This is a genomic window from Vibrio sp. V12_P9A6T4 (assembly GCF_963874835.1).
Taxonomy (GTDB): Bacteria; Pseudomonadota; Gammaproteobacteria; order Enterobacterales; family Vibrionaceae; genus Vibrio; species Vibrio anguillarum.
The window spans coordinates 1-4,290 of the sequence record NZ_CAWNJO010000124.1; the positions used below are offsets into that span (position 1 = coordinate 1).

5 protein-coding genes are annotated in these 4,290 nt (G+C 39.2%); all 5 read right to left on the reverse strand.

The window, feature by feature from the left end; all coding sequences use genetic code 11:
* Positions 1 to 148: 148 nt before the first annotated feature.
* Complete coding sequence (locus AACQ42_RS17010; RefSeq protein ID WP_094124518.1) at positions 149 to 664, reverse strand: lipocalin family protein; 516 nt, start codon at positions 662 to 664, stop codon at positions 149 to 151.
* 145 nt (positions 665 to 809) lie between these two features.
* Positions 810 to 1,739, reverse strand: a complete 930-nt coding sequence (locus tag AACQ42_RS17015; protein ID WP_176429655.1) for a DUF4365 domain-containing protein — start codon at positions 1,737 to 1,739, stop codon at positions 810 to 812.
* Positions 1,740 to 1,882: 143 nt separating this feature from the next.
* Positions 1,883 to 2,656: an NERD domain-containing protein gene (locus AACQ42_RS17020; protein ID WP_094165418.1), complete on the reverse strand. Its 774-nt coding sequence runs from the start codon at positions 2,654 to 2,656 to the stop codon at positions 1,883 to 1,885.
* A 193-nt stretch (positions 2,657 to 2,849) separates the two neighbouring features.
* Positions 2,850 to 3,131 carry a hypothetical protein gene (locus AACQ42_RS17025; protein WP_170907960.1) on the reverse strand — a complete coding sequence of 94 codons (282 nt, stop codon included), beginning with the start codon at positions 3,129 to 3,131 and terminating at the stop codon, positions 2,850 to 2,852.
* Positions 3,132 to 3,796: 665 nt separating this feature from the next.
* A partial coding sequence (locus AACQ42_RS17030) for a GNAT family N-acetyltransferase (RefSeq protein ID WP_441351193.1) occupies positions 3,797 to 4,290 on the reverse strand: 494 nt, incomplete at its 5' end.

The following is a 4,290-nucleotide window of genomic DNA, read 5'->3' on the forward strand; positions in this document are numbered from 1 at the left end:
GCTGATAAAAACTCACTTTGCCTAACGCCCGGCTAAGGGGTTGACGACGCACCGCCGAACTCAAAAAACACACGGTAAACACTAAACTTCAATTTTGTACTAAAGTCGCCAAGCGTTGGCAATCCCTCTTGAGCCGTTTGTTAGGTATTTATTGCTGCTGAACGTAAATGAGCCGATTTGTATCAAAGCCACGCTCTTTCGACATTTGAACGAACTTCTCCAGAATGTCTGGTTCGACTCTAGGCGTTCTTGAAAGTAACCACAGATATTCTGTATTCGGCCCTGATACGAAGGCATAACTGTAGTTTTCACGCTCTAACTCAAACACCACGTAAGAGCCATAAAACGGACCAAAAAATGAAACCTTCAGATAACCGTCTGTTGGACTATTTACAAAGTAAGCTTTGCCTTCAGCCTCTTTCCACTCACCTTTCTCTTCGGAATAACCACGATTAAGAACCGAAACACCGCCATCATTTCGAACACGGTATTCCGCAGTAACCTGACTTAAACCTCTTTCAAAAGAGTGATCAAGTCGAGCAACCTCGTACCATTTACCTAAATAATTGTTCAGTTCAAAATCCGACACAGGCTTTACTGATTCGGGCATACCCAAGCAGCCGTTTAATAAAACAGTACAAATAATCAACAAGATTGATCTCATTATGCCTCCAAATACCTAACGCCCTGTTAAGGTGTGAGCAACGCAATGCCGACGCTCCCGCATACCACCTTAAACACTAAGCGCAACGCATACTAAAAATGCCACGCGTTGCGAATCACTCTTAAACAGTTTGTTAGAAAAATACTCACTCGTAAAAGTATATTTCTTCGCCTGTTTCATCAAACTCAGTTAGTGAGTAGAATTTGCCATCCATTGGATTTACCAGCGAAGAATGAGAGTATAATAAACCACAAATTTCAACATTATCCGATCGCTGGATTAATTCGTTAATTTCTTCTGAAATTACTAGCTTTTCTTTGGAATCAGAAATATGAAAAATAAGTAATTTAGTTGTTATTCCTTTGTTACCATAGGACTTATTTATGTCACGCCACGATAAAAACTTTTCAACAAGACTAATACTAAAATCTTCATAAATATCGTAGTGATGTGCGATAAATACGGTCTCTGAAGATTTTTCAAATTCAGCTAAACAAGTAAAATACATGAAGTCTCTAGGTTCATGCATTAGAGGACAAATATCTAACCGACCAGTTTTGGAGTATTTATGGTACTTTTCATTCAAAAACTTAAATAGAGACAATTCGACAATATCAGAATGTTGAGGCATACCCGCTATATCGATGAGTTGTCGTTTACTTTCTATGTTTAGAATCTGACGTTTAGGTACAACAACTTTCCAACCTTTGTCGGTATGCTCTACGCTAGTTCTTGAAATTTCTACCCAGTAACAACTATCACTTTCAATATCACACAAAATGAGAATCACAGGAAGTGAATGCAAGAGCCAATACTGGAGATGTTTGTTTTTCCCGTAAAACGTAAAACCAACTTCATTTTCATGCTTAAAGAATGAAGCGCCTGCCTTAATTTGGACAGCAAGTAGTCTACCTGTACCCTGTCGTTGCTCATTTACAACTTCTATATGACCATCAATGCCTAGGTCATTCTTTGGCTGCTCTCTAAAAATCCATGATAGCGAACGCTTCACTTGTAAAGAAACAAGATCTACTCCAACATCACCGATTTCTTCTGATTCAAAATAACTTGGCACTTTTCCTCCATAGTAAAATATTTTTCTAACGCCCGCTTAAGTGGTGAGCAACGCGGCCACGACACTCAATTATTACACCGTAAACACCTTAATCAATGCAAACAAAAACCGCCAAGCGTTGCGAATCCGTCTTGAAGCGTTTGTTAGTTGAATTCTTCCACTGACCTACATTTAGGGAAAGAGGAGCAACCCCAAAACTGTTTACCTTTATTTTCGCCACGCTTTGTTTCACGCACCACCATTTCAGAGCCACAACGTGAACATTGCTTTATGTTTTCTTTTGAAGCGACCAGCTCTTTAACATGTTGCCTATGCTTTAAATCTGTAACTATGCCTTTCTTTAGCTTAACTTCATTGATTGCTGCGATAATTTGAGCGTACTCAGTCTCTGAAAATACTGGCTGTATGAACTGCTTAATGTAATCCAAGCAACCTCGTGCGTAAGTAACATTGTTAGGCATCTCAGTTTTAAACATACTATCACCAATAAAAACGATGACCGAGTGCAGCTTAGATGAATCTATGCCCAACAATGATTCAAGGGTTTTAATATGTTTATAATTCTGATGAAGAGGGTTCTGAAATTTAGAAGTATGCCGATAGATTTTTTGAGTCCATTGTTTTTGACTTATTGAGCCAAAGATCCACCCTTTCATGTTTTTCGTTTCAACAACAAAAATACCGAACTTAGATACAACAACATGGTCGATTTGTGTTGTGCCATCTTCTGTGGGTAAGGTTACATCTTGTACTAACGTGTAGTCTGACTCAGGTAACTGTGACAGCAGTCTGTTTACCAAGAACTCCCCGAACATACCTTTAAACCATCGGCTCTTGAATATCGAAACGAAAAGTAACAGAGGTATGATGTACCAAACTTGAGCTAAAGCACCTGATAGTAATCCTAATATATCCACGAAACGTCCTTATTCAACTAACGCCCGGCTAAGGGGTTGACAACGCATTGCCGAACTTAAAAAACACACTGTAAACACTGAACTTCAATTTTGCACTAAAGTTGCCAAGCGTTGGCAATCCCTCTTGAGCCGTTTGTTATATTTTCATTCTCTACACTAACGTGACCGACTGTTTAGGGTTGCCGACAAACCATTAACAAACTGATATTTCTTGCTTTTCCAAAACTGTAGCAGCTTCCGCACGCTCAATGATTTTTAACAATACAGATTGAATCGCTTCGTCTTCGCGGGCATCTTTGTCACTTGTAAAGCGTTGTATTTGAGGCTCGGCATTCTCCTCAGGTAAAAAGGTGATAACGACTTCGGTCGCTAAATCCGTCGTTTTACCGAAATACTCTAATGATATTTGCGGATAACCTTTGAAACCTCTTTGTACTCGTTTCAATATGCGTTTTTTCGCTTTATCCACGTTCATCATGAATCCTTTTGATTGCTGAACTTAAAAAAATATAACGCCCGGCTAAGGGGTTGACAACGCACCGCTGAACTTAAAAAACACACTGTAAACACTAAACTTCAATTTTGCACTAAAGTCGCCACGCGTTGGCAATCCCTCTTGAGCCGTTTGTTATGCAAATTCAATAAGATAAACTGACTTTACTCGATCAAAAGCCACGATTGCAATGGTTAAGTGATTCAAGAACCAGCCCAAGCAAGAACTGTGATAAATAAGCCGCCAAAACAAAGCCCACCTTTCAACAACAAACCAAGTTTTTGAATTAGACAAACTTACCGAGCAAGACTTTCAGCAAATGCGAAATGATCGATTAACTTGCCCTTTCCACACTTTTCGCCCGCTGAATTGGCAGCAAGCCAACACTAAAAATGATTGAGGCAAACCAAGACTTTTGTCTGTTTTACGGTTTGAGTTAACCAAGAATCTGAGGGTAAAAATGCCCATTTGCCGACAACATAAAGCGAATAACCAGAGAAATCACAAAAGATTGAACCCCTAGTTGCATAACGCCCAATTAAGGGGTGAACAACGCCTCCACCTAACCTAAAGCATTGTGCCATAAACACAAAACTTGAAGTAGAACCCAAAATGCCAAGCGTTGAGAATCCCTCTTAAATTGTTTGTTATGCCTGTACTACTTTTTGTGTGAAGTGCTCAAAAGCCGTAACTTTAGAATAACCCTCAGATACATATAGATTTTTTGCTGATTCGTTATCAATTGAAGTCGCAAGCTTCACAGTTAAAGCATTGGTTTCTTTAGCATAAACTTTGACTTTCTGTAGCAATGCTTTACCAACCCCCTTATGTCTTGCTGATTCAATTACATACAAATCATTCAAATACCACATACGCTTCATCGCGACTGAAGAGTACGATGGATAAAGCTGAACAAAACCCAACGGGTGATCATGATGATCAAGTGCTAAGAAAATGACTGAATCTGAATGGTTGAACCTTTCCTCAATGAAACGCGAAGCTTGCGCTAAATCTGACTCTTGCCCATAAAATTGACGATATAAATCAAATAATTGAGCAACAGTTTCAAGGTGGATTTTATCTGCTTCTACTATTTTCAAATTGACTCTCCTTGTCGATATTTGAGGAAAAGGCATAACGC